Annotated in this window: 20 protein-coding genes; 5 read left to right on the top strand and 15 right to left on the bottom strand. The window is 62.1% G+C overall.

Annotated elements, in window-relative coordinates; all coding sequences use genetic code 11:
- The first annotated feature begins 23 nt into the window (after positions 1-23).
- The 5 genes from LDN04_RS07210 to LDN04_RS07190 all read left to right on the top strand — a co-directional run bounded on the left by LDN04_RS07210 (position 24) and on the right by LDN04_RS07190 (position 5,166).
- The gene (locus LDN04_RS07210; RefSeq protein WP_223908388.1) at positions 24-470 is read left to right on the top strand and encodes a hypothetical protein; all 447 of its coding nucleotides are present in this window, start codon (positions 24-26) and stop codon (positions 468-470) included.
- Between the two features lie 4 nt (positions 471-474).
- Positions 475-1,242: an NRDE family protein gene (locus tag LDN04_RS07205; protein WP_223908386.1), complete on the top strand. Its 768-nt coding sequence runs from the start codon at positions 475-477 to the stop codon at positions 1,240-1,242.
- A 96-nt stretch (positions 1,243-1,338) separates the two neighbouring features.
- Positions 1,339-2,709, top strand: a complete 1,371-nt coding sequence (locus LDN04_RS07200) for a cytochrome c3 family protein (RefSeq protein WP_223908382.1) — start codon at positions 1,339-1,341, stop codon at positions 2,707-2,709.
- 181 nt (positions 2,710-2,890) lie between these two features.
- On the top strand, positions 2,891-3,649 hold the full coding sequence (locus LDN04_RS07195; protein WP_223908379.1) for a TSUP family transporter: 759 nt from the start codon (positions 2,891-2,893) through the stop codon (positions 3,647-3,649).
- 254 nt (positions 3,650-3,903) lie between these two features.
- Positions 3,904-5,166 (top strand): thioredoxin family protein, encoded by a 1,263-nt coding sequence (locus tag LDN04_RS07190; protein ID WP_223908378.1) that lies wholly within the window; start codon positions 3,904-3,906, stop codon positions 5,164-5,166.
- Positions 5,167-5,182: 16 nt separating this feature from the next.
- On the opposite strand, the gene LDN04_RS07185 is transcribed toward LDN04_RS07190, so the two are convergent.
- The 15 genes from LDN04_RS07185 to ftsL form a co-directional block, all read right to left on the bottom strand.
- Positions 5,183-6,859 (bottom strand): radical SAM protein, encoded by a 1,677-nt coding sequence (locus LDN04_RS07185; RefSeq protein ID WP_223908377.1) that lies wholly within the window; start codon positions 6,857-6,859, stop codon positions 5,183-5,185.
- A 327-nt stretch (positions 6,860-7,186) separates the two neighbouring features.
- Positions 7,187-8,344, bottom strand: a complete 1,158-nt coding sequence (gene ftsZ / locus LDN04_RS07180; protein WP_223908374.1) for a cell division protein FtsZ — start codon at positions 8,342-8,344, stop codon at positions 7,187-7,189.
- A gap of 90 nt (positions 8,345-8,434) precedes the next feature.
- Positions 8,435-9,673, bottom strand: coding sequence for a cell division protein FtsA (gene ftsA, locus LDN04_RS07175; RefSeq protein ID WP_223908371.1), 1,239 nt, complete (start codon positions 9,671-9,673; stop codon positions 8,435-8,437).
- Between the two features lie 11 nt (positions 9,674-9,684).
- The gene (locus LDN04_RS07170) at positions 9,685-10,506 is read right to left on the bottom strand and encodes a cell division protein FtsQ/DivIB (protein WP_223908368.1); all 822 of its coding nucleotides are present in this window, start codon (positions 10,504-10,506) and stop codon (positions 9,685-9,687) included.
- Positions 10,507-10,530: 24 nt separating this feature from the next.
- On the bottom strand, positions 10,531-11,466 hold the full coding sequence (locus LDN04_RS07165) for a D-alanine--D-alanine ligase (RefSeq protein ID WP_223908365.1): 936 nt from the start codon (positions 11,464-11,466) through the stop codon (positions 10,531-10,533).
- A gap of 22 nt (positions 11,467-11,488) precedes the next feature.
- Positions 11,489-12,397, bottom strand: a complete 909-nt coding sequence (gene murB / locus LDN04_RS07160; RefSeq protein WP_223908362.1) for a UDP-N-acetylmuramate dehydrogenase — start codon at positions 12,395-12,397, stop codon at positions 11,489-11,491.
- Positions 12,394-13,773 carry a UDP-N-acetylmuramate--L-alanine ligase gene (gene murC / locus LDN04_RS07155; RefSeq protein WP_223908359.1) on the bottom strand — a complete coding sequence of 460 codons (1,380 nt, stop codon included), beginning with the start codon at positions 13,771-13,773 and terminating at the stop codon, positions 12,394-12,396. Before murC ends, murB begins: the two co-directional genes overlap by 4 nt.
- Before the next feature lie 31 nt (positions 13,774-13,804).
- Positions 13,805-14,890, bottom strand: a complete 1,086-nt coding sequence (gene murG, locus LDN04_RS07150) for an undecaprenyldiphospho-muramoylpentapeptide beta-N-acetylglucosaminyltransferase (protein WP_223908356.1) — start codon at positions 14,888-14,890, stop codon at positions 13,805-13,807.
- Complete coding sequence (gene ftsW, locus LDN04_RS07145) at positions 14,887-15,981, bottom strand: putative lipid II flippase FtsW (RefSeq protein ID WP_223913350.1); 1,095 nt, start codon at positions 15,979-15,981, stop codon at positions 14,887-14,889. The genes murG and ftsW overlap by 4 nt, the downstream gene beginning before the upstream one ends.
- Positions 15,982-15,986: 5 nt before the next feature.
- Positions 15,987-17,360, bottom strand: coding sequence for a UDP-N-acetylmuramoyl-L-alanine--D-glutamate ligase (gene murD, locus LDN04_RS07140; RefSeq protein ID WP_223908353.1), 1,374 nt, complete (start codon positions 17,358-17,360; stop codon positions 15,987-15,989).
- Between the two features lie 4 nt (positions 17,361-17,364).
- Positions 17,365-18,441, bottom strand: a complete 1,077-nt coding sequence (gene mraY / locus LDN04_RS07135; RefSeq protein ID WP_223908350.1) for a phospho-N-acetylmuramoyl-pentapeptide-transferase — start codon at positions 18,439-18,441, stop codon at positions 17,365-17,367.
- Positions 18,441-19,844: a UDP-N-acetylmuramoyl-tripeptide--D-alanyl-D-alanine ligase gene (murF, locus tag LDN04_RS07130; RefSeq protein WP_223908347.1), complete on the bottom strand. Its 1,404-nt coding sequence runs from the start codon at positions 19,842-19,844 to the stop codon at positions 18,441-18,443. The genes mraY and murF overlap by 1 nt, the downstream gene beginning before the upstream one ends.
- A gap of 2 nt (positions 19,845-19,846) precedes the next feature.
- Complete coding sequence (locus tag LDN04_RS07125) at positions 19,847-21,370, bottom strand: UDP-N-acetylmuramoyl-L-alanyl-D-glutamate--2,6-diaminopimelate ligase (protein WP_223908343.1); 1,524 nt, start codon at positions 21,368-21,370, stop codon at positions 19,847-19,849.
- A 51-nt stretch (positions 21,371-21,421) separates the two neighbouring features.
- On the bottom strand, positions 21,422-23,395 hold the full coding sequence (locus LDN04_RS07120; protein WP_223908340.1) for a penicillin-binding protein: 1,974 nt from the start codon (positions 23,393-23,395) through the stop codon (positions 21,422-21,424).
- Entirely contained in the window at positions 23,392-23,727 is a 336-nt protein-coding gene (gene ftsL, locus LDN04_RS07115) for a cell division protein FtsL (protein WP_223908337.1), read from the bottom strand. Before ftsL ends, LDN04_RS07120 begins: the two co-directional genes overlap by 4 nt.
- Positions 23,728-23,732: the final 5 nt, after the last annotated feature.

Genomic DNA, 23,732 nt, shown 5'->3' with positions numbered 1-23,732 from the left:
GTCTCCTTCCCGGGAGGAACCAGATGTTCTATCGATTCATGGTGCTCGCCGTAACCGGTTTGCTGCTGGCTTCCTGCCACGGGTATGCGCAAACCCGCTTCGACCCGGCCCATTATCCCCGCACCTATAAGCAGTTCGACCTGACCCTCTCCTGGCGGGTGGATCGGTCCGCCACGGCATACACCGTCGAGGGGTTCGCCCGGAACACCCGCTTTGCCTCCATGCACGACCTGGAGATTACCGGCACGCTTCTGGACGGGGCGGGGAAAACACTCTCCGAGGCGACCTTTTTCTTCTTCCCCAACCAGTTGCCGATGGACGAGGCCGCCCCCTTCACCCTCAACCTGCCGCTCGCTTCGGGGGGAACTCCGGAAAAGCTCCGGTTTTTCTACCGCTACCGGGCCGTAGAGGGGGGAGATAGGGACCACAAGATCCCCTACTTCCAGTCCTTCGAGGTGGAGCCCCGCTGACACCATGTGCCTGATTCTCTTCGCCCGCGACTCCCACCCGGATTACCGGCTGGTCCTGGCCGCCAACCGGGACGAATTCCATGACCGACCCACGGCACCTGCCGCCTTCTGGGAAGACGATCCGCGCATACTGGCGGGACGGGACCTGAAGGTGGGAGGGACCTGGTTCGGCATCACCGCCACCGGCCGGCTCGCCGCCATCACCAACTACCGGGACCCCGCCGCGCACCGGCCGAATGCGCCCTCCCGCGGCCTTCTGGTGAGCGGCTTCCTGCGGGGAGCCATGCCGGCCGACGCCTACCTGGCAGAGGTGGCGGCACATGGCCCGGCCTACAACGGCTTCAATCTCATCTGCGGCACCCCGGAGGGACTCTGGCACTATTCCAACCGCGGAGGACCGCCGACCCCCATCTCCCCCGGCATCCACGGCCTGAGCAACCGGCTGCTGGACACCCCCTGGCCCAAGGTGAGCCAAGGCACGGCAGCCCTGGCGGAACTCCTGCAACATGACCGGATCGACCCGGCAGAACTGTTCGCCATCCTCGCCGACCGCACTCCGGCACCGGATCACCTCCTCCCCGATACCGGCGTCGGCCTGGAACGGGAACGGATCCTCTCTCCCCTCCATATCGCCAGCCCCGACTACGGCACCCGTTCCGCCACCGTTCTTCTCGTCGGACGGGACGGCTGGGTGGAGTTCACCGAGCAGACCTTCAATGGTGGAGCCGAACCGGTCGCAACGGTGCAGCAGCGGTTCCCGTACACTCCCTGACCAGATTCCCCCACATGCAACCGTAGATTGACCCGCCCGTATTTCATGCTAAAGTTAGTGCACATTACTCATTCGACTCTTCCCCGAGGTGTCCCTATGAAACAGCTATTCACAACAGTCACCAAAGCGTTATGCACGGCGAGCCTGTTCGTCATGACCGCCTGTGGCGGAGGTTCCTCCTCCGGCTCCGGCTCCGGCTCCGACCCCGGCACCACAGCCATTCCGGCTACCAACGCCCAGTACGTGGTATTCGCCTGGAACGATCTAGGGATGCACTGCCTGAACCCGTCCTACGACACGGCCGTCATCCTTCCCCCCTACAATACCGTCTGGGCCCAGGTGGTAAAACGGGGTAATCCTCCCCAGGTGGCAACTGCCGGCCTTACGGTGGAGTACCGCATCGTCAACAACAGCTCGTCCGCCACGAAGCGGAACTTTGGCCAGTTCTGGGACAACGTCATGGCACTGTTCGGCATCTCCCTGGCCCCGAATACGGGGCTTAACCTGGAAGACCCGACAATCCACAACGGCCTGACCGGCAGCATGGTCCTGAAGTCGGATCATTTCCAGGCGAACGGCATACCGGTTACGCCGGTGGACGACAACGGGGTCTGGAACCCCTACCAGGTTGCGGAAATCACCGTCAAGGACGCCAGTGGCAACATCCTTGCCCAGACGCGCACGACAGTCCCCACTTCCGACGAAATCAACTGCGCCAAATGCCACCTGCCAAGCGCCGCCAACAACAACAATCCGTTTCTCGACATCCTGCAGAAGCACGACAAGCTCCACCAGCCACCTGACGGGCTGCTTGTCCCCAAACAGCCGGTCCTCTGCGCCGGCTGCCACGGCTCACCCGCCCTCGGGACCACCGGCCCCGGCGACTCCGGCAAATACCTCTCCGCAGCCATCCACCGTGCCCATGCCGACCGGTTGGCACCCGACGGTTCACCGGCCGCCTGCTTCGACTGCCATCCGGGAGCCAGCACCAAGTGCAACCGCAGCTTGGCCCATACCGCCGTCACCGGTAACTGCACCAGCTGTCACGGCACCCTGCGCCAGGTAGCCTACTCCATCATCTCCAGCGCCCGGGTGCCATGGCAGAGCGAACCGAAATGCGCCTCCTGCCATGGCGCGATTGCGGGTGTCGACACCGGCACTATCCTCTACCGCAACGCCAAGGAGCATGGCGGCATCTACTGCGCCGGCTGCCATGGTAGCCCCCACGCTATGGTGCCGTCACGGGAGGCAACGGATAACTACCAGGCCCTGCAGTACCAGGGCAAGGCAAAATCCATGGGCAGCTGCGGCGTCTGCCATGCAGGCTCACGGGGCGCAGGAGCGGAAGGATTCATGGAAAAACATGGCCCCGGCGGCCAGCCAACCGCCTGCAACGTCTGCCACACCGCCGTCACGAATGCCGCCCCCGGCAGCTGGCCCCACCAGTTCCAGTGGCAGAATCGTTGATCTTACGCACCACAAGGGCGGCCGACTGGTCGCCCTTGTGGTCTCCTGCGGGCTAACGCTGCCCGCATAACTCTCCAGTCGGCGCAACCACGGCCGATGGCCAATCTCTGCTTATCAAGCCCGCACCGCTGTGCTATAGTGCCATCCGGCACTACTCCATCTCCTTCCCGGACAAGCACTCATGACTATCTCCTACTGGCTTCTGCCGCTCCTCTTCGCCACCGGCCTGGTCGCAGGGCTGGTGGATGCCATTGCCGGCGGCGGCGGACTGATCACCGTCCCGGTGCTCCTCTGGACCGGCATTCCCCCCCAGTACGCCCTCGGCACCAACAAGCTCCAGTCGACCTTCGGCTCGGGGAGCGCCATGTACCACTTCGCCGGCGCCGGCACCATCACCCTCAAGGAGAGCCTGGAAGGGATCGCCTTCACCGCCATCGGCGCCGCCGCCGGAGCGCTGACGGTGCAGCGGCTCGATCCCACGTTCCTCCGTGGCATTATCCCCTTCCTCCTCCTCGCCATCGCCCTCTATACCCTGATGACCCCCCGCCTCGGGCTGGAGGACATCCATCCCCGCCTGACCAAGCTCCCCTTCTACCTCTGCTGCGGACTTGCCCTCGGCTTCTACGACGGCTTCTTCGGCCCCGGCACCGGCTCCTTCTGGGTCATCGCCCTCATGCTCGGCCTCGGCTACAACATGACGACCGCCACCGGCTACACCAAGGTGATGAACTTCACGAGCAACATCGTCTCCCTCGCCATGTTCATCCTCGGCGGGCACGTTTATTACACCGCCGGACTGACGATGGGGGTGGGACAGCTTCTCGGCGCCCGGGTCGGCGCCGGACTCGTCCTCTCCCGGGGGGCACGGTTTGTCCGGCCGATCTTCATCACCATGTCCCTCGCCATCACCGCCAAGCTCCTCTTCGATTACTACCGGTAACGCCGCCCCTATTCCATTCCCCTTCCCGCCAGGCTGCACATTCAAGTCCCGCAAGTTCCCCTGCAGATGATACGAACCGCAGTATACTTGTTTTGGCTAACAAAAAACTGACGCACAATCCGCGCGCATCGGATTTGGCCAGCGTTTACATGCTTTTTCGGGTTGATTTTCTTTGCGTCTCCGCGCCTCTGCGTCAATAGCCTGCTCTTGTTGAATCCGCCCATTTCACACTGCTCCGGACGGGAAAGGCCTCCATGAAACGGTTGGCGTTGACAGTCGCGACGACGGTTCTGGTTCTACTGGGGTGTTTTTCTGCTGCCGGCTCCGCGGAACACGAAGCGGCGGGAAAGAATGGAGGAAAGGTCGTTCTCTCTTTTTTCTGGGGAGAGGGGTGCCCCCACTGCGCCCGGGCCAAACCGTTCCTGGCCGAACTGCAGCGCCGTTACCCGGCTCTCGTGGTAAGAGATTACGAGGTGATGGAGCACCGGGAAAACCTGCCGCTCCTGGAGGAAATGGCGAAACGTCATGGGGTAGAGGCGACCGGCGTCCCGATGATCTTCGTCGGCCACCGGGCAATTGCCGGATTTTCGAAGGAAAAGGGGGCCGAAGTGGAGGCCGCCGTGCAGGGGGAGCTGGCAGAACGAGCCACGGCAGGAGGAGCAACCGCCGGAACAGGCAGTTCGATAGACCTGCCGCTTATCGGTCGACTGGAGGGGGGCAGCATCTCCCTACCCCTCTTCACCTTCATCATCGCCGGGGCGGACAGCTTCAACCCCTGCGCCTTCTTCGTCCTCTTCTTCCTCTTAAGCCTCCTGGTCCACGCCCGCTCCCGTAGCAGGATGCTCCTCATCGGCGGGACCTTCGTCCTCTGCTCGGGGGTGGTCTATTTCCTCTTCATGGCGGCCTGGCTCAACCTCTTTCTCCTCATTGGCCAGTTGACCGCGGTGACCGTCGCGGCCGGGGTAATCGCCGTCGTCATCGCCCTCATCAACATCAAGGATTTTTTTCTGTTCCACAAAGGGGTATCCCTCACCATCCCCGATGAGGCGAAACCGAAGCTGTTCGCACGGATGCGCGCCCTCCTGCGGGCCAGTGCCCTTCCTGCCATGCTCACCGGGACGGTGGTGCTGGCACTCGCCGCCAACAGCTACGAGCTTCTCTGCACCGCCGGCTTCCCCATGGTCTACACCCGGGTCCTCACCCTCAACCCGCTTTCACCGCTCCAGCACTACCTCTATCTGGCCCTCTACAACGGGATTTATATGGTGCCCCTGGCGGTCATCGTGGCACTGTTCGTCGTGACCCTGGGGGGGAGAAAGCTCACCGAGTGGCAGGGGCGGATCCTCAAGCTCATCTCCGGCACCATGATGCTCTCCCTCGGCACCATGCTCCTTACCGCCCCGCACCTCCTCAATAACGCCCTCGCCTCCATCGCGCTCCTCATCGTCGCGATGGCAGTCGCCGGGGTGGTCATCTTCGTGACGAAACGGGTACGCCCGGACCTGGTGAGAAACTGATTCCCTGCCGGGACGGTTATGGTTCGCCGGCAAACGCGAGCCGGTACTCCCCCACGAGCCGCTCCCTGCTGCCGCCGGCGATGAAATCCCAGGGGAGCGTCTCGTCCAGAGGAATGGAGCGATGCACCCAGGTATCCGTATCGAGTTGCAGCGCCTTGGCAGCCCGCTTCCAGCTCCCCATTTCGTCCGCCTTGAGTAATAGCGCCGCCAGCCGTCGGTCCCCCCGGGAGAGGAGCGCCTGGAGATATGCTTCCCGCGGGCTTTCCATCTGCAACCGGACGTTGGAAAGCCGGTTGAATGCCTGGTGCAGGTACTTTGCCTTCTGTTCCAACGACTTCATATCTTCCATGCCGCACCACTGGAAGGGAGTGAACGGCTTGGGGACAAAGGGGTTGACGGAGAGGACCACCTCCCCCAGGCGCCGGTTTGCCTTTGCCGCGGCGATGACCCGGGTCCGGATCTTCTCCACCAGGGACACCAGCTCCTCCAGATCGGCCATGGTCTCAGTCGGAAGGCCGATGATGAAATAGAGCTTCAGGTTAAGAATGTCGCTCCCGATGAGGAGGTCGCAGGCGGCAAGTATCTGATCTTCGGTGATATCCTTCTTCACCAGGTCGCGCAGCCGCTGTGAACCTCCTTCCGGAGCCAGGGCCACGGTCTTGTGGCCGCTCGCCTTCAGGACCGCAATCATCTCCCCATCAAGTTGGTCGAGGCGCAGGGACGACACCGATACCTTCCCCCCCTCCTGGAGGATGAAGCGGCAGAGTTCGCCGATCCCCCTGAAATCGGAAACCGCCGCCCCGACGAGCCCCAGTTTGTGGCGCTCCCGGAGCCCTTTGCGTACCTGGCTCTTGATCTCCTCCAGCGAGCGCTGCCGATAGGGGTGGTAGATGAAGCCGGCGGCGCAGAAGCGGCAGCCGCGCGGACAGCCCCGGGAGAGCTCGATGAGGTACATATCGGCAAACTCGGTCTGGGGGGTGAGTATCTCGGAGGTGGTGGCGTGTCGGTCCAGATGCCGGGACCACTGCCGCTCCACCAGGAGGGGCGCATCGTTAACAGCGCGCCGCGCCCCGATCCGCAGCCCGTCATACTCAACCTCATGGAGGGAAGGGACGTAGACGCCGGGGAGCCTTGCCGCCCGACCCAGGAGCTCGCCCCTTCCCTCGCCGGAACCGCTACGGAGCAGGTCGAGAAGTGACGGCAGGAGTGGCTCCGCCTCGCCGATGCAGACCAGGTCGAGGAAATCGGCCACCGGTTCCGGATTGAGGAACAGCGCCGCCCCCCCCGCCATCACCAGGGGAAAGGAGTCGCTCCGCTCCGCCGAAAGGGGGGGAATCCCCGCCAGGCGAAAGATAGCCGGCATATTGAGGTAGTCGCTCTCGAAGGAAACGGAAAAGGCAATGATGTGGAAATCGGTGAGAGGGCGCTGGGATTCCAGGGAAAGGAGGGGCGTGCGAGACTTTTCGTACTCCTTGAGGTCGTCGGGATCGGGGAGAAAGGCCCGTTCGCAGACCACATCCGGATAGGCGTTCAGCTGGGCATGAACAGTCTGCAGGCCGAGATTGCTCATCCCCACGGCGTAGCGGTTCGGGTAGACCAGGCAGACCGTCAACTTCCCTCCCCAGCCGCGAGTCGATATGCCCTCTTCCCCGGCCAGGAGCCGGCGGTATTTTTCGATTATTTTCCAGGACATGGGAAAAACGTACCACGAATCGGAAGGGGAACAAAGGGGAAAAAGACCCGGCCCCCCATGGAGGGGGAAAAACGGAGGGCCGGGTAGGGAAAGCCTCGCCGGCGGCAGGGGGACCACCGCCGGTCAGAACGCATGGTAATTAATTACCATTTCTTACTTAACAAAGTATTACATCTTCATACAGATTTTGGGATGAACCTAAGGAACGTCAATTTTTCGTCCTGGCAAGGCTGCCAAGGGAACGCGCGGAGGCGTAGCGCGGCTACGCCGCACAAGTGTTCCCGAAGGCTTACGCAGCCAGGGCGGAAAAGTGGCGTTCCCGCTCCTTTAATCCACCGATTTCCTCAAGAATGTCGGTATATCGTACTGCTCCTCCTCATCCATGAAGAAACTGTTCTGCCGCGCAATCCCCTGCCGCTGGTGCTTCTCGCGGATGAAGGTCGGGATCTCCCGGTTGATTTCACTGACCCGGGGGGTCATGGTCGCCACATTCTCCTTCAGTTCCTGGCGGCTCTTCTGCATGTCGAACCGGTCACCGAAGCCGGTGGCGATGGCGGTCACCTTGATGGTATCGGTCAGTGACTCGTCGATGACCACACCGATGATGATGTTGGCATCCTCGTGGACCTTCTCGTGGATGATCCGGTTGACGGCATCGAAATCGTCCATAGTCATGGAGGAGGAACCGGAGATGTTGACGAGCACCCCCTTGGCGCCGGAGATATCGATATCTTCGAGGAGCGGGCTGGAGATCGCCTTGGTGGCCGCTTCCGCGGCCCGGTTGTCGCCGGTGGCAAGACCGATACCCATCATGGCCATGCCGCGCTCGCTCATGATCGCCTTGACGTCGGCAAAGTCGACGTTGATGAAGCCGGAGGCGGTGATGAGGTCGGAGATCCCCTGTACCGCCTGACGCAGCACGTCGTCGGACGGCTTGAAGGCATCGAGAATGGTCATGGACTTGCCGGCGAGCCCCAGAAGCCGGTCATTGGGGATGACAATGAGGGAGTCCACGTGCTTCTTCAGCTCCCTGATCCCCTCTTCCGCCTTGGCAAGACGCTGCTTTCCTTCACGTGAGAACGGCTTGGTCACCACGCCGACGGTCAGCGCGCCGACTTCACGGGCCACCTCGGCGATGACCGGCGCTGCGCCGGTACCGGTACCGCCACCCATGCCGGCGGCGATGAAGATCATGTCCGCCCCCTTGAGTGCTTCCACCATCCGCTCCCGGTCTTCCAGGGCCGCGTCACGCCCTACGTTGGGATTGGCGCCGGCGCCGAGCCCCTTGGTCAGCTGGCCGCCGAGCTGGATCTTGGAAGGCGCCTTGGCGTTTCTGAGCGACTGGGCGTCGGTGTTGGCGACAATGAAATCCACGCCGTTCATGCTGCAGTTGATCATGGTGTTGATTGCGTTCCCCCCGCCACCACCAATCCCGATTACCTTGATCTTCGCGCTCTGGTCAATGCTCTCATCGAATTCAAACATGTACTTCCCCCTTTCTTGTGGTGCTCCCCATTTAGATTATGATTGATAACAAAGCCGCCATGGAAACGTCGATTTTCGAGGCGTTTCCCCCTAGAAAAATTCTCCGAACCACTCCTTCATCCTCCTGCTCACCCTCCTGAACAGGTTCTCATCGGTCTGGGAGGTGGGGAACTCGCGGATCCCTATGTTCTTGCTGCCGTAGACCACGAGCCCGACGCCGGTGGCATAGACCGGCGAGTTCACCACATCCACCAGGCCGCCGATCTGCTGGGGAACGCCACGGCGCACCGGCAGGTTGAAGACCTGTTCCGCCAGTTCAGGCATCCCCTGAAGAATGGTGCTGCCGCCGGTGATCACGACGCCGGAGGCGATCAGATCCTCGAAGCCACTCTTCACGAGTTCCCGGTTGACCAGGGTGAAGATCTCCTCCACCCGCGGCTCCAGGATCTCGGACAGGAGTTGCCGCGACAGTATCCGTGGCTTGCGGCCACCCACGCTCGGCACCTCGATGGTTTCGTCCTTCCCCACGAGAGAGGCGAGGCAGCAACCGTACTTCTGCTTGATCTTCTCCGCCTCAGCCATGGGGGTTCTGAGCCCCACCGCGATGTCGTTGGTGAGGTGGTTCCCGCCCAGGGAGAGGACCGACGTATGCTTGATGGCGCCGTCCACGAAGATGGCGATGTCGGTGGTGCCACCGCCGATGTCCACCAGCGCCACCCCCAGTTCTTTTTCGTCGGCGGAGAGGACCGCCTCGGAAGAGGCGAGTTGCTCCAGGACGATGTCGGCCACGTCAAGGCCGGCCCGGTTGCATGACTTGATGATGTTCTGGGCGCTGGCCACCGCGCCGGTGACGATGTGCACCTTGGCCTCCAGCCGGACCCCGCTCATGCCGAGGGGCTCGCGGATGCCGTCCTGGTCGTCGATGATGAACTCCTGGGGGAGGATGTGGATCACTTCCCGGTCCATGGGAATGGCGATCGCCTTGGCGGCGTCGATGACCCGCTTCACGTCCTCCGGCGACACCTCGCGGTTCTTGATGGCGATGATTCCCTGGGAGTTGAACCCCTTGATGTGTCCTCCGGCGATACCGGCATACACCGACTTGATCTCGCAGCCAGCCATGAGTTCCGCTTCTTCCACCGCTTTCCTGATGGAGGCCACGGTACTCTCGATGTTGATGACCACTCCCTTGCGCAATCCCCGCGACGGACTCGTGCCGATACCGATGATGTCGAGTCCGTCCTCCGACAGGTTGCCGACGATGGCACAGATCTTGGTAGTCCCGATGTCGAGGCCTACGATAATGTTGTCCCGTCTCCCTGATGTCATATCCACCCCCCTTATCCCTTTTTCACGATGATCTTGTCGTTGTAGTCCAGGTCTATGTACTGCAGGCCGGGCAGCTGGGCCCGAAGGTCTCCGTAAATTCTCGCCAGCCGTGCCAGCTTCTCCCCGTGGGAACCATTTCCCAGCCGGACCGGCACCCCACCCTGGGCCGTGAAGAGGGTATACCCGAATCCCTTGTCGAAATGGATCTCCGACACGTCCGTCAGCCGGAACACCGACCCCTTGGCGAGCACCCCCATCAATTCGATGGCCCCCTGAAGTGCGGCCTTGCTCCCTGCGGGGTCCTTGCTCAGATCGTCCTCCGTAACACCGGTAACGACGGGATAATCCAGGCGGTCACCGACAGTGAGGGGTTTGAAGACATCGCCTCGCTTGTCCAGGTAGTAGAGAAACCCCATGTTGACCACCGCCACCGGCTCCCGCTCAACAACCTCGATGGCCAGAGTGTGGGGGAAATAGCGCCGGACCTTGACCTTCTCGACCCAGGGGTTTTTCGCCAGCATCTCACCGATGCGCCGCAACCGCAGCCCGAGCATTCCGTCGCCCGGTTTCACCCCGGCCTGGTCGATGACCTCCTCCCGTGTCAGCCGGGTGAGGGGGGAAACTTCAATCCGCTCCAGGCGGAGAAAGGTGGTCCGGGACACCACGCCGTGAACCTGGTAGACGATTACCACGACCAGCGCACCCGCCAGCACGATACCGCCGGCCCGGGACACCTTCTTGAAGATGGCCCGGAAGTTTATGGGGGGCCGGGGCGGCTTCTTCAGCCGGTTCTTCGGCGCCACCCTCGGTTTTTTTTTGTGCAGGTCACGCATAGTTTGTCACTGTAGGGGCTGTTTCTACCCGTTTATTTTCAGAGCGGCGCCGCAGGCTATCCGCTCAACCAGTTCTCCGAAAGCGATCCCTGCCTCTTTCTGGGCAATTTCCGGCAGAAGGGAGAGTGCAGTCATCCCCGGCAGGGTGTTGACTTCCAGGAGATAACACGCCCCCTCCTCGGTCACCAGGAAATCGACCCGGCTGTACCCGGAACAGCCGAGGGCACGGTGGGCCGTCTCCCCCTGTGCCAGCAGGTTACGGTATACCTCCCGGGAAAGGACCGGCGGGCAGATATGTTCCGCCATCCCCTCCGTGTACTTGGCCTCGAAATCGTAAAACTCGTTCTTCGGCACGATCTCGATGGCCCCCATGGCATGGTCGTCCAGGATGCCGACCTGGATCTCCCGCCCCTTGATGAACTGTTCCAGGAGGATTTCCCCGTCGTAGCGAAACGCCTCGGCAAGGGCCGCCGGCATGCTTTCCGCGTTTTTAACGATGCTTACCCCAACCGACGACCCCTCCTGGGAGGGCTTAACCACGAGGGGGAAGCCGAATCCAAGCCCCGCGAGGTCCGCTTTCTCCCCACGCCGCAGAACCTGGTACGAGGCCACGGTCAGGCCGCTTGCGGCAAAGACCTGCTTGGCGAATATCTTGTTCATGGCCAGGGCGCTCGCCAGGACACCGGAACCGGTATAGGGAATCCCCATCAGCTCCAGCAGACCCTGCACCGCCCCATCCTCGCCATAACGGCCGTGAAGACAGATAAACGCCACCTCCACCCGCTCCCGCTCCAGCGCCTGGGCCAGATCGCGTCCGACGTCGATGGTGACGGCATGGTACCCCCGGGACTGAAGCGCGCCATGGACGGCGGCACCGCTTTTCAGGGACACCTCACGCTCTGCGGAGAGCCCGCCGAAGAGGACGCCGATTTTCTTTGTTTTTAATTCTTCCACAGTCATAGGTTGTACCATTCCCCAGTCCCTAGTCCCCGTTTTGTCCGACGATTCGCACTTCTTCTGCAAGCTCCACCCCGCACTGTTCCTTGACCCGCACCTTGATGATCCGTGCCAGTTCGAGGAAATCTGCGGCCGTCGCCCCGCCGGTGTTGACGAGGAAATTGGTGTGGACTTCGGACACCTGCGCTCCCCCCACCCGGTACCCTCGCAATCCTGCCTGCTCGATGAGGCGCCAGGCCTGCTCGCCGGGAGGATTCTTGAAGAACGACCCCGCATTGGGAAAGCCGACGTTCTGGTGCTGGCGGCGATGGGCCAGGTAACCGTCCATCCGCTCGGCAAGGGCAGCCGGGTCTCCGGTCGCCAGTTGCAGCATTGCCCCGAGGATGATCTCGCCGGGGGCCAGTTCCAGATGGCGGTATCCGTAATTGAGGTCGGTCCGCCCCCTGGTGACGACCTTCCCCTGGCACAGGGTTGTCAGACTCACTACCAGTTCCAGGATCGCCCCGCCGTGGGCCCCCGCGTTCATGGCGAGGGCGCCGCCGACGGTCCCCGGAATGCCGGCGAGAAACTCCGCTCCGGCCAGTCCCCGTTCCCGGCAGAAGCTCACTAGCTGCCGGTTGGTAACCCCTGCCTCCACGTCGAGACGGTTGCCGGGGAGCGGTTCGAGGGCCGTCAGCCGAGCCAGGGAGATGACCACCCCGCGGATGCCGCCATCCCGCACCAGCAGGTTGTACCCACCGCCGATGAGCAGGTATGGGGTTTTCCGCTCCGAGAGGATTGCCAGCAGTGCCTGGAGGTCGTCGCGGTCCGCCGGAACGGCGAAAATATCGGCCGTCCCTCCCACCTTCAGGGAGGTATGCCGCGCCAGAAGCTCGTTTTCGAGCACCTGGCCGCGCAGCCTCTCCCGCAGGAGGCTCGCCAGCCCGCTTGTCAAAGATCTTCCTGCAACCGCTTGAGGAGCTTTTCTCCCACCTGCCAGAGATTGCCGGCACCAAGGGTGAGACAGAGGTCTCCCGGCTTCAGAACCTGCAGCAGGTGATCGCACAGCGCTTCCCGATCGGCGATATAGGTGACATCCTTCTGGCCGTGCTTTTTGATGTTAGCAACCAGCCCCTCTGCCGTAACCCCCGGGATCGGTTGCTCGCCCGCCGGATAGATGTCGGTCAGAACCAGCACGTCCGCATCGTAAAACGCCTTGACGAAATCGTCGAACAGCTCCTTGGTCCGGGTATAGCGGTGGGGCTGAAAAGCCACCACGAGGCGCCGCTCCCCCCATCCACCCTTGGCCGCCGCCAGGGTGGCACGGATCTCGGTAGGATGATGGCCGTAATCGTCCACCACCATGATCCCCTTCCCTTCCCCCTTGATCTGGAAACGCCGTCCCACCCCGCCGAAATCCCGGAACCCCTCCCGGATCACCTCGAAGGGGACGTTGAGCTCCATGGCCACGGCAATGCAGGCCAGGGCGTTGAGCACGTTGTGGGCGCCGGGCATCTTGAAGGACACTTCACCCAGCCGCTCCCCCCGGTAGTGGGCGACGAAGGAGGTGCTGTTCCCCGCCAGCCGGATGTCGCTGGCCCGGAAGTCGGCCTGACTGGAAAGCCCGTAGGTGGAGAATCGCTTCTTCACTTTGGGGATGATGTCCGCCACGTTGGTGCTGTCGAGACAGAGCACCGCCAGACCATAGAAAGGAATCTTGTTGATGAATTCCACGAAGGTATCTTTTATCTCGCCGATGCCGCTGTAAAAATCCAGATGGTCGGCATCGATATTGGTCACCACGGCGATGGTGGGGGAGAGCTTCAAAAACGAGCCGTCCGACTCGTCCGCCTCGGCCACCAGAAACTTTCCCTGTCCCAGCTTGGCGTTGCTCCCGATGGAATCGAGCCGTCCGCCGATGACGATGGTTGGATCGATCCCGGCAAAGCCGAGGATGGTGGAGACCATGGAGGTGGTGGTGGTTTTGCCGTGGGTGCCGGCGATGGCAATGCCGTACTTCATCCGCATCAGCTCGGCAAGCATCTCCGCCCGGGGAATGACCGGGATGAGCCGCTCCCGCGCTTCAACCACCTCGGGATTGTCGTCGTGGACCGCGCTGGAGATCACCACTACGTCCACGTTGGCCACGTTCTCCCGGGCATGGCCCGTGAAGATCTCGCCGCCGAGGGAGACGAGCCGGTCGGTAATCTCCGACTGCCGGAGGTCCGAGCCTGACACCTTGTACCCCAAGTTGAGGAGCACTTCGGCGATGCCGCTCATGCCGATGCCGCCGATGCCGACGAAGTGGATTTTCTCTATTTTGCCGTACATACAGAACCTCTCGTTTAACAGGGTATCCCTGTTAATTCGCCGTTGCCTTCAGCATCTCATCCACTATCACCTTCGCCGCATCGAGGCGGCTGAGGCTGCGGGCGTTTCTGCCGATTGCCGCCAGTCGTTCCCGGTCTTTGACCAGCCCGCTGATCTCCTGTGCCAGTCGCTCACCAGTGAGCTCATGCTCCAGCAACATGAAGCAGGCCCCCTCCTTGAGAAGCGCCTCGGCATTTCTGCGCTGGTGGTCGTCCGTGGCGTGGGGAAACGGTATGAAGAGACACGCTTTGCCGCAGGCCGTCACCTCGGCGATGGTGGTCGCCCCGGCCCGGCAGACAATCAGGTCCGCCCGATGATAGGCGGCGGACATGTTGTCGATGAACGGAACCACTTCGGCTGAAAACCCCGCCCTTTCATAACCTTCCTGCACCTCGACCAAATCGTTCTCGCCGGTCTGGTGAGTTATGGCCAGCTCCCCACGGAGTGCCTCCAGGTAGGGAAGGGCTGCGACGAGCGCCCGGTTGATGCTGCGAGCCCCCTGGCTCCCTCCGAACACCAGCAGGTTGAACCGTTCATCCGCGACAGCCGGTTGCTCAGATGCCACTTCGTCCAGAATCTGGCGCCGCAGGGGATTGCCGGTCAGGAGGGTCTTCCCCTCGGGGAAGAATTTCCGTGCCTCCTCCAGGGAGATGAAGGTCTTTTCGGCGACCCGGGCCAGGGCCTTGTTGGTCAATCCCGGGATGGCGTTCTGCTCGTGAATGAACCGGCGTAGCTGCATTCCCCGGGCGGCCAGGACCATGGGGGCCGAAGCGTAGCCGCCGACGCCGAGCACCAGGTCGGGGCGGTAGCTCTTGAGCAGTTGCCGCGACTGGGAATAGCCGTGCATGAACTTGGCAAGGCCGACCAGCTGGGCAATGCCGCTCTTTCCCCGCACACCGGCAGCAGAGATCAGTTCCAGCCGGTAGCCGAGACGGGGAAGCACCCGGGCCTCGATCCCCCGCTCGGTGCCGACGAACAGCACTTCGTTCGAACTATCCCGGGCCAGGAACTCCTCCGCCACCGCTATGCCGGGGAACAGATGCCCGCCGGTCCCGCCGCCGGCAATGATCAGTTTCATGGCGTCCCCCGCATCCGCGACGATACATTGAGGAGAATCCCCACCGCGAACAGGGTGACCAGCAGCGAGCTGCCGCCGTAGCTCAGGAACGGCAGCGCCAGCCCCTTGGTCGGAAGGAGTCCGGTCACCACTCCCATGTTCACGAACGCCTCGATACCCAGCAGGGTGACAATGCCGAACGCCAGATACCGGCCGAAATTGTTGTCGGTCTGAAGCGCGACCCGTACCCCCCTGCTGACGAGGAGCAGGAACATGGCGGCGATGATGAGCACGCCGATGAGCCCCAGCTCCTCCCCCACCACGGACAGGATGAAGTCGGTATGGGCTTCGGGCAGATAGAAGAGCTTCTGCTTCCCCTCGCCGAGACCCTGTCCCAGGATGCCGCCGTTGCCGAAGGCGAGCCACGACTGGATGATCTGGAAGCCGGAATCGGTGGGGTCTTCCCAGGGGTTGAGATACGCAAGTATCCTGCGGCGCCGATAGTCTACGTTCATGACGAGAAAGTAGAGGAACGGCAGCGCCAGCACCACCATGCCGAGGATGTAACGGGGCCGCGTGCCTGCGGCAAACAGCATGACAATCGCCACCATGCCGAGAGTCAGTGCCGCCCCCAGGTCGTGCTGCTTCAGGAGCAGGAGGAGCAGTCCGGCCAGGAGGACCATGTAGGGGAGGAAGCCGGCGGCAAAGAACTTTACCTTCTCCTGCCGTTTGTCCAAGGAATAGGCCATGTAGACGATGAGGGCAATCTTGGCCAGTTCCGATGGCTGGAAGTTGAAGCCCGGGAGCCGGATCCAACGCGAAGCCCCCTTGGCGGTCCCGCCGATTCCCGGTACGAATACCAGCACCAGCAGCACCAGGCACCCCAGCAGTCCCGGCACCGCCCAGCGACGCCATTTTTCATAGTCCACGGTCATCGTAAAGGCCATGATGCCGAATCCGACCAGGGCGTAAAGCCCCTGCCGCTTGAGGAAAAAGAAGCCATCGTGGAATTTTTTCGCCGCCATGATGGATGACGCGGAATAGACCATGACCACGCCGAAGCAGGTGAGGGCAACCGCCATCAGCAGGATCACCAGGTCGTAGCGCTCCATCTGCTTCAGCACCGTTTCTCCTCCAGCGCGCGAACCAGCGCCTTGTACCGCTCGGCCCGCTCCTCGTAGTCACGGAACATGTCGAAACTGGAACAGGCGGGGGAAAAGAGGACGACCCCTCCCCGTTCAGTCAACGACGCAGCCGCCTGTACCGCCTCTTCAAGGGATGACGCCATGTGCGTGTCGGTCAGGTCCCCCAGTTCCCGGGCAATCCGCTCCTTTGCCTCGCCGATCAGCACCATGTGCCGCACCCGGGACCGGACGAGTTCCGCCAGGGGCGCATAGGAGCCCCCCTTGTCCTTTCCCCCCGCGATGAGGGTGATGTTCTCGAAGCTGGCCAGCGCCTTCTCCACGCTCCCCACATTGGTCGCCTTGCTGTCTTCGTACCAGGGAACCCCGTTCACCGTCCGGACCAGTTCCATTCGGTGGGGAAGGCCGCGGAATGCGGTGATTGCAGTCTGGCAGGTAGCGGCGTCGCACCCCATGAGGAGCGCCGTCGCCAGCGCGGCCATGATATTCTCGATGTTGTGGACCCCTTGGAGAAGATAGCCAGCGGTGGGAAACCGCTCTTCCCGTCCCTCCCAGCGGAAGGTTATGACACCGTCCCGGTGGAAGAGCCCTTCCGGCAGTTCCCGCCGCTGACTCGTCGGCACCACCCGCGCCGCCAGACGATCTGCGCAGGCAGCGACCAGCGGGTCGTCCACATTGAGCACCGCAAAATCTTCGCCAGTCTGATTCATGAATATCCGCACCTTGGCGTCGATGTACTCCTGGAACGTGGCGTAGCGGTCCAGGTGGTCCTCGGTGATATTGAGAAGCACCGCCACCCGCGGCCGGAACCGCTCGATCCCCTCCAGCTGGAAGGAGGAGAGTTCCACCACCACCCGCTCATACGTATTTGTCTCTGCTTCAGGGGATGCAGGTTCCACCGCTTCGATAAGGGGGTTGCCGATGTTGCCGCCGACGAAGGTGGCAAAGCCGGCCGCCTTGAATATCTCCCCCGTCAGGGTCGTGGTGGTGGTCTTGCCGTTGGTACCGGTAATGGCCGCGATGGGAGCAGTGATGAACCGGCTCGCCAGTTCCACTTCGCTCACGATCGCCCTTCCCGCGTCACGGGCAAGCAGGAGCGGCTTGATATCCATCGGCACCCCCGGGCTCACCACGATCAGGTCGGCCGTGCGGAAACTCTCCTCGTCATGCTTACCCAGTTCCAGCACCACCGGCAGGCCGGCAAGCTTCTCCAGCCAGGAAGAGAGTTCCGCCTCTCCCTTCATGTCGGTAACGGTCACCCGTGCGCCCTGGCGGACCAGGAAGCGGACTACCGCAACACCTGTGCGGGCCAAACCGACAACAAGGATGTTTTTGCCTCTCAGATCCATAACGTTACCGCATTTTCAAGGTAGATATTGCCACCAGCGCCAGTATAATCGTGATGATCCAGAACCGGACGATGATCTTCGGCTCCGCCACCCCCTTCAGCTCGAAGTGGTGGTGGATCGGCGCCATCCGGAAAATCCGCTTGCCTCGGTATTTGTACGAACCTACCTGAAAGATGACCGACAGCGCCTCGATCACGAATACGCCGCCGACGATGACCAGGAGGATCTCCTGCTTGGTGATGACCGCCAGGGTCCCCAGGGCCCCACCCAGCGGCAGGGAACCCACGTCCCCCATGAAGACCTCGGCAGGATAGGAGTTGTACCAGAGGAACCCGAGGCCGGCCCCGACCATCGCCCCGCATAGTACCGCCAGTTCCCCGCTTCCCGCTACATAGGGGATTTGCAGATAATTGGAAAGTCGCGCGTTGCCGGCGATGTAGCAGAAGAGCATATAGGTTCCGGCATTAAGCGCCACCGGTCCAATGGCCAGGCCGTCCAATCCGTCGGTCAGGTTGACCGCATTGCTCGCCCCGACGATGACGATGGTGGCGAATGCGATGTACACTATCCCCAGGTCGGGATGGAGTCGCTTGAAGAACGGGAAATAGACCTCGCTGGAGAATCCGGGGAGCATATAGAGGATGATCCCCACTGCACCGGCAATGAGTATCTGCCAGAACATCTTCTGGCGCGGTGACAGCCCTTTCGGGTCCTTTTCCACCACCTTTTTGTAGTCGTCGACGAAACCGATCAGGCCGTAGCCGACAATAACCAGCAGGGTCAGCCAGATGAAAACGTTCCGCAGGTCTGCCCAGAGCAACGTGGGAACGATGATTGCCGTCAGGATGAGCGCCCCCCCCATGGTAGGGGTCCCTGCCTTCTTGAGGTGGGACTCGGGACCGTCGGTCCGGATTACCTGACGGGCCTGCAACGCCTCCAGCTTTCGTATGATCCATGGCCCGATGATGAAGGAGACGATCAGGGCGGTGATCATGGCGTAGATGGTCCGGAAGGTGAGGTATTTGAACACGTTGAACAGCTTGACACTGGAGGCCAGCGGATAGAGCAGATGGTAAAGCATCAGGTTGTCCCCTTCCCGTCTGCAGTTTCGAAGCTGTTCCTGATGGCGTCGGCTACCCGCTCCATGCGCATGCCGCGTGACCCCTTGACCAAAATGACATCACCGGGAAGCGTTCTCCGCGCAAGGTCGGCAATGAGCTTGTCATGGGTGGGAGCTACGATGATCTGCTCCTCGGCAAGACCTGCTGCTATGGCTCCCGACGCAACAACCTCGGCCATCCCCCCCACCAGATACAGGCGGTCGACACAACCGGCTGCCAGGCGCCCCACATCCTGATGGGACTGACCGGTATCCGTTCCAAGTTCCAGCATGTCGCCGAGCACCGCCACGGCACGCCCCTCTTCCTTCAACTCCTGCAAGGTCACGAGTGCCGCGGCCATGGAAGCAGGATTGGCATTGTAGCTGTCATCGATGAGGACGACGCCATCGACCTCTTCCACCTTGAAGCGTTTGTCGTAGGGGGTGAAGGTCTCGAGCCCTTCGCGGATCAGCGCCGGGCCGATACCCAGGGCAACGGCCGCTGCCGCTGCCGCAAGGGCATTATAAATGTTATGCCGGCCGTAAGCCCTCAGGGTGACCGTCATGGATGCTTCGGGTAGCTGGAGGACGAACTGCTGGCCATGCCGGCCGCGCCCCTCGATCTGGACGGCAGTCACGTCCGCCCCGTGCAGACCGAAGGACAGACGCGTTACGCCGGCAGGGACCGGCAGTGCGGCAATGCGGGCATCATCGGCGTTGTAAACGGCAACTGAGCCCTCCGCCAAGCCCATGAACAGCTCTCCCTTGGCGCGAGCCACCGCATCGACGCTTCCCATGGTTTCCAGGTGGGCGGGAAACGCGTTGGTAATAACCCCGACATGCGGGGCCGTGATCTCCGCCAGCCGGGCAATCTCTCCCGGCTCGCTCATCCCCATCTCCAGTACCCCCCAGCGATGGGCGGGGGTCAGCTGCAGGAGCATCTGAGGGAGGCCGATCAGGTTGTTCAGGTTGCCACTCGTCTTGAGACCTTCACCGGTAAGGGAAAGGATGGCTGCCAGCATCTCCTTTGTAGTGGTCTTGCCATTACTCCCGGTCACGCCGACCAGCGGGACGGAGAAACGCCGCCGGTAAAACGCTGCCAAATCGCCAAGAGCGCGCAGGGTATCAGCCACGGCGATGCAGCAGACTCCCGCAGGCAGCGGGTGCTCTGCCAGCCACGTCGTGTCGGCCAGCAGCACCGAACATCCCCGCTCGACCGCCGCATCCATATAATCGTGGCCGTCAAACCGTTCACCACGCAGGGGGATGAACAACTCGCCGGCCTTTACCGTCCGCGAATCGGTGGAAACGCCGAAGACTTCGACCGGCATCGATCCGTTGATGGTGCCGCCGGTAGCCCGGGCTATTTCCTCGACCTTGAACATCCCTAGTTCCCTATCTCGGCGAAGGCGTGTGCGGCCTCTTCCCGGTCATCGAAGTGGTGTTTCTTCGTACCGATGATCTGGTAATCCTCATGCCCCTTGCCCGCCAGAAGGACGATATCACGGGGACGGGCAAGCCGGACCGCCAGCTTGATAGCTTCACGGCGGTTTTCGACGGTGCAGAAGCCCTTTTCCGTAATCCCCCCCGCTACCTCGGACGGTGCGTATTCCCGCAGACCGAGCGGCAGGATTCCCTGACGCACCTCGGCAAGGATGGCAGCCGGCTCTTCGGTACGGGGATTATCGGAGGTAACGATGGCAAGATCACTGTACCGCCCGGCGATCTCCCCCATTACTGGCCGTTTCCCGCGGTCACGGTCCCCGCCGCAGCCGAAGACCGTTATGATCCGCCCTTCGGCCAGCTCCGTTATCGTGCGAAGCACGTTCTCAAGGGCGTCACCGGTATGAGCGTAATCCACGAGCAAGGCAACACCCCGGTCGTTGGCGACCCGCTCCAGTCTTCCTGGAACGCTGGCGTGCCGTTCGATGCCGTTCCTGATGGCGGTCAGCGGAAGATCGAGGGCCACCCCGGCGCCAACCGCCGCCAGGATGTTGTAGAGATTGAAGCGACCGAGCAGCGCGGACCGGAAGGTAATTTCCCCGGCCGGCGTCACGAGCGTGCCGCTGATGCCGTCGACGGTAAAGGAGATATCCCTGGCCGTCACCTGCGCAGCGGCGCCAAGACCGTAGCCGATTACCGGGCAGGCAGTCACCGCTGCCACCTGGCTGCCATAGCTGTCATCGAGGTTGACAACCGCCCGCCGTTTCGGTTTCACCTGGTCGGGAACGAGCAACTCGCCAAAGAGGCGCTGCTTGCTCGCCAGATAGGATTCCATGGTGCGATGATAATCCAGGTGATCCCGGGTAAGGTTGGTGAAGACCCCGACATCGAACCGGCATCCGTCTACCCGGCGTTGCTCCAAGGCATGGGACGAAACCTCCATCACCACGCTTTTCGCCCCCATATCCGCCACATCCCGGAGCATCCGTTGCAGGTCCACCGATTCCGGTGTCGTGTGGGAGGAAGGGATGATCCGCTCCCGGAACCGGTAGCTGATGGTGCCAAGCACGGCGGCAGGAATGTCTGCCTCGGCAAGAATCGCCTCCACCAGGTAGGTGGTGGTGGTTTTGCCGTTGGTGCCGGTGATACCTATGAGGGGAACGGCATCGGTCGGGTTGCCGTAAAAAACGGCTGCCATTCTGGCCATGGCCAGCCGGGCATCGGCCACTTTTACCCAACTCGCCCCTGCCGGTGCGAACGCTTCGTCTTCCAGCACCACAGCCGCCGCACCTGCACGCAGTGCGGTATCTATGAAGCGATGACCGTCGGATGCCACCCCCTTTAATGCGAAAAAGAGACCCCCGGGCTTTACCTGACGGGAATCATAGCACAGCCCCTGGATCTCCAGTGCCACGGTGCCGCCCGTTGCGAGCGGTGTGGTCGATGTAAGCAATTCACTCAGCAGCATTGTGGCCTCTTTCGATAACTGTTGGTACGGTTTTTCATCGTCAGCAACTCCTCAAGCCGCCGGGGCGAACTTGATCCAGACCGGTTCACTTGGCCCGACCCGGCGTCCCGGCGGTGGATTCTGCTCGGTGGCCCGGCCGCTCCCCAGCAGCTTTACGTTCAACCCCCGCTTCTCCATGGTCTGCATCACCTGCCGCATGCTCATTCCCCTGAAATTGGGCATGACCGCACCTTCGCCCGCCTCCGCGATGGTCCCTTCGGCCGCCATGGCTTGCTGCTCTTCGACAGCCGGGCTCTTCACCTCGATGCGCTCCGGCTTGTTCTTCAGCTCTTTTTCAGGCGGAATCCTCAGGTAGCAAAGAGATTGCTGCGCTATGGCCCGGAATGCCGGAGCTGCGACCACCCCACCGTAGGGGCTGGTTTTCGGCTCGTCCACGACAACCAGGATGGTCAGGCGCGGATTATCGACGGGAACGAAGCCGACAAAGGAAGCGGTCCGCTTGTCAACCGAGTAGCCGTGGGTGACGGGATCGACTTTCTGGGCGGTGCCGGTCTTCCCTGCGACGCCGTAACCGTCCACTGCCGCATTTGTGCCGGTCCCTCCGGGGAGGGTGACCCCTTCCAGCATCTTGGCAACGGTACGAGCCACTTCCGGCGATACGACCCGTTGCCGGACCTGAGGGGTCATCTGCTGGAGCACTGTGCCGTTATCGTCGCTGATCTTTTCCACTACGTACGGCTTCATCAGGACCCCGCCATTGGCGATCGCCGAGATGGCTGTGGCAATCTGCACCGCATTGGCCGAAACTCCCTGACCGAAGGAGATGGTCGCAAGGTCCACCCCAAACCACTGGGTACGGCCTCGCAGGTAGCCACTCGCCTCGCCGGGGAGGTCAAGACCACTTCGCTCGCCAAAGCCGAAATTTCGCAGGTAGTTGTAGAGACGCTCCGGACCGAGGCGCGCCCCGATCTTGGCAGCGCCGATATTACTCGAGTACTTGAGCACCTCAGCCACACTGAGCCGTCCATAACGATGGGTGTCGTGGATGGTGCGCCCGCCGATGTTGTAACTGCCGTTTTCGCAGTTGAAGCCATCACGGGGGGTAACGACCTTCTCTTCCAGGGCGGCGGCAACAAGGAAAACCTTGAAGGTGGAACCCGGCTCGAAGCTGTCGGCGACGGCCCGGTCGCGCAGTTGCTGCGGACCGAATTTAGAGTACGAGTTCGGATTGAAATTGGGGTAGTTGGCCAACGCCAGTATCTTGCCGGTCTGCGGTTCCATCACCAGGGCGATCCCCGCCTTGGCGCGGCTTTCCAGAACCGCCTTGGCCAGCTCCTTTTCCGCCAGATACTGGATGTTCTTGTCCAGGGTCAGGGTAACATTCTGCCCCTTGGACGCCTTCTTCACAACCATCCCCTTGAGCGCCACATCACGCCCCAGCGCATCCCGCTCGGTCACGAGATAGCCGGTATTGCCGAGGATGGTGGAATTGTATTTCAGTTCGACCCCCTCCAGCCCGGCGGGATCCATGCCGGTAAAGCCGATGACATGGGCGGCAATCTCCGCGTTGGGGTAAAAGCGCTTGCTCTCCTTGACGAAACCGATCCCCTCGATCTCGAGGTCGCGGACCTTCTGGGCCGTTTCCGGTGTCACCTGACGCTGCAACCAGGCAAAATTCTTGCTCCCCCGCATCTTTTTCAGCAGTTCGTCGCGACTGACTCCGAGAATGGGGGCCAGATGGGCAGCCGCAGCGGGAATATCCTCGATGCTGCGCGGTTCCGCAAAACAGGAGTCCATCTCCACCGATACCGCCAGGGGGGCCTTGTTGCGATCGTAGATATCCCCCCTACCCGGAGTAAGCTGGACAATTTTCTGGTGCTGCTTCTCCGCCAGCTTCAGAAGCTGGTCTTTCTTGACCACTTGCAGGTAGACTGCACGCGCCGAGACGATGGCAAAGGCGCCGACAAACAGGCTCCCGATGAGCCTGATGCGGACCTTTGTCCATTTTTCCCGGCGGTCCATCATTTAACGACCACCACCTGCTGTTCCGTTGGCAGCGCCATCCCCAGTTCACCCTTGGCCAGCACCTCGACCCGTGCCGGGTTTTTCAGGGAGGCGACCTCCAGCGTGAGCCGGTTCTGCTCCTGCTGCTGCTCCTTCAGGGTGCGGCTCGACTCGGCCAGCTGCAGGTTGAGGTCGATCACCTTGACCCGTGACCAGACGTGGAAGATGGCAACCAGCGTAAGGAGCACCATCACCACCATGAGGTAGGGGAAAAGGTCCCAGCGATGCGCATAGACCGCCTCCAGCTTGCGAGGGGCCGCCACCTTGCTGTAAACTGCCCGTGCGTTCGACATGAAAA

The sequence above is a fragment of the Geobacter sp. AOG1 genome (genome assembly GCF_019972315.1).
Taxonomy (GTDB): Bacteria; Desulfobacterota; Desulfuromonadia; order Geobacterales; family Geobacteraceae; genus Geomobilimonas.
The sequence above is the reverse complement of the archived record's forward strand: the minus strand, read 5'-3'. Positions and strand labels throughout refer to the sequence as shown.

Bases quoted from the DNA above. Each gene is read 5' to 3' on its own strand.
- LDN04_RS07210 (WP_223908388.1), top strand. From the start codon at position 24: ATGTTCTATCGATTCATGGTGCTCGCCGTAACCGGTTTGCTGCTGGCT.
- LDN04_RS07205 (WP_223908386.1), top strand. From the start codon at position 475: ATGTGCCTGATTCTCTTCGCCCGCGACTCCCACCCGGATTACCGGCTG.
- LDN04_RS07200 (WP_223908382.1), top strand. From the start codon at position 1,339: ATGAAACAGCTATTCACAACAGTCACCAAAGCGTTATGCACGGCGAGC.
- LDN04_RS07195 (WP_223908379.1), top strand. From the start codon at position 2,891: ATGACTATCTCCTACTGGCTTCTGCCGCTCCTCTTCGCCACCGGCCTG.
- LDN04_RS07190 (WP_223908378.1), top strand. From the start codon at position 3,904: ATGAAACGGTTGGCGTTGACAGTCGCGACGACGGTTCTGGTTCTACTG.
- LDN04_RS07185 (WP_223908377.1), bottom strand. From the start codon at position 6,859: ATGTCCTGGAAAATAATCGAAAAATACCGCCGGCTCCTGGCCGGGGAA.
- ftsZ (WP_223908374.1), bottom strand. From the start codon at position 8,344: ATGTTTGAATTCGATGAGAGCATTGACCAGAGCGCGAAGATCAAGGTA.
- ftsA (WP_223908371.1), bottom strand. From the start codon at position 9,673: ATGACATCAGGGAGACGGGACAACATTATCGTAGGCCTCGACATCGGG.
- LDN04_RS07170 (WP_223908368.1), bottom strand. From the start codon at position 10,506: ATGCGTGACCTGCACAAAAAAAAACCGAGGGTGGCGCCGAAGAACCGG.
- LDN04_RS07165 (WP_223908365.1), bottom strand. From the start codon at position 11,466: ATGACTGTGGAAGAATTAAAAACAAAGAAAATCGGCGTCCTCTTCGGC.
- murC (WP_223908359.1), bottom strand. From the start codon at position 13,773: ATGTACGGCAAAATAGAGAAAATCCACTTCGTCGGCATCGGCGGCATC.
- murG (WP_223908356.1), bottom strand. From the start codon at position 14,890: ATGAAACTGATCATTGCCGGCGGCGGGACCGGCGGGCATCTGTTCCCC.
- ftsW (WP_223913350.1), bottom strand. From the start codon at position 15,981: ATGGAGCGCTACGACCTGGTGATCCTGCTGATGGCGGTTGCCCTCACC.
- murD (WP_223908353.1), bottom strand. From the start codon at position 17,360: ATGGATCTGAGAGGCAAAAACATCCTTGTTGTCGGTTTGGCCCGCACA.
- mraY (WP_223908350.1), bottom strand. From the start codon at position 18,441: ATGCTTTACCATCTGCTCTATCCGCTGGCCTCCAGTGTCAAGCTGTTC.
- murF (WP_223908347.1), bottom strand. From the start codon at position 19,844: ATGTTCAAGGTCGAGGAAATAGCCCGGGCTACCGGCGGCACCATCAAC.
- LDN04_RS07125 (WP_223908343.1), bottom strand. From the start codon at position 21,370: ATGCTGCTGAGTGAATTGCTTACATCGACCACACCGCTCGCAACGGGC.
- LDN04_RS07120 (WP_223908340.1), bottom strand. From the start codon at position 23,395: ATGATGGACCGCCGGGAAAAATGGACAAAGGTCCGCATCAGGCTCATC.
- ftsL (WP_223908337.1), bottom strand. From the start codon at position 23,727: ATGTCGAACGCACGGGCAGTTTACAGCAAGGTGGCGGCCCCTCGCAAG.